Source organism: Trinickia sp. Z7, assembly GCF_056498045.1.
Map to the genome: position 1 here is coordinate 1 of NZ_JAUEQW010000046.1, position 779 is coordinate 779.

The window sequence follows — 779 nt, forward strand, 5'->3', positions numbered from 1 at the left end:
GTGAAAGTAGGTAATCGTCAGGCTCCTTCTGCCTCCAAACCCCCGTTAGCCTCAGCGCTACCGGGGGTTTGTGCTTTTAACGCCTCACAAAACACTCGCCGCTGAATCGCTGGCCTTCGCGGGCCGCGGAGGCCGCGGGGATGCCGCGCGGCCTTCGATCGATCCCTGTCTTCGGTCCCCCTGTACGCGCACTATAAGTGAGGGCATCGCTTTATGAAGCGCGCGCTGATCTCTTGACACAGCGCCACTTAGTCTTCATAATCGACCGTTCTCTGCGGAGGGGTGCCCGAGTGGCTAAAGGGGGCAGACTGTAAATCTGTTGGCTTACGCCTACGTTGGTTCGAATCCAACCTCCTCCACCAGAATATGCATGCCGTGGTGCGGCAGGGAATCGCGAAAGCCCGAGCGGGTGTAGCTCAATGGTAGAGCAGAAGCCTTCCAAGCTTACGACGAGGGTTCGATTCCCTTCACCCGCTCCATAGCCAAGAAGTACTGCCCATGTGGCTCAGTGGTAGAGCACTCCCTTGGTAAGGGAGAGGTCGGCAGTTCGATCCTGCCCATGGGCACCAGTAGCTGTCATTGATTGTTTGCGTGCGGCGCAACATACGGAAAATCCTCTTAGGAGTCGAAAATGGCCAAGGGTAAGTTTGAGCGGACCAAGCCGCACGTGAACGTCGGCACGATCGGTCACGTGGATCATGGCAAGACGACGCTGACGGCGGCGATCACGACGGTGCTGACGGCGAAGTTCGGCGGCGAGGCGAAGGCGTACGACCAGA

1 protein-coding gene and 3 tRNA genes are annotated in these 779 nt (G+C 58.5%); all 4 read left to right on the forward strand.

All coding sequences use genetic code 11. The features are described from left to right. Positions 1–276 precede the first annotated feature (276 nt). Positions 277–362, forward strand: a tRNA-Tyr gene (locus tag QQS38_RS25915). A gap of 43 nt (positions 363–405) precedes the next feature. Further along, positions 406–479, forward strand: a tRNA-Gly gene (locus QQS38_RS25920). 15 nt (positions 480–494) lie between these two features. Further along, positions 495–569, forward strand: a tRNA-Thr gene (locus QQS38_RS25925). 62 nt (positions 570–631) lie between these two features. Further along, a partial coding sequence (locus QQS38_RS25930; protein ID WP_238272018.1) for a GTP-binding protein occupies positions 632–779 on the forward strand: 148 nt, incomplete at its 3' end.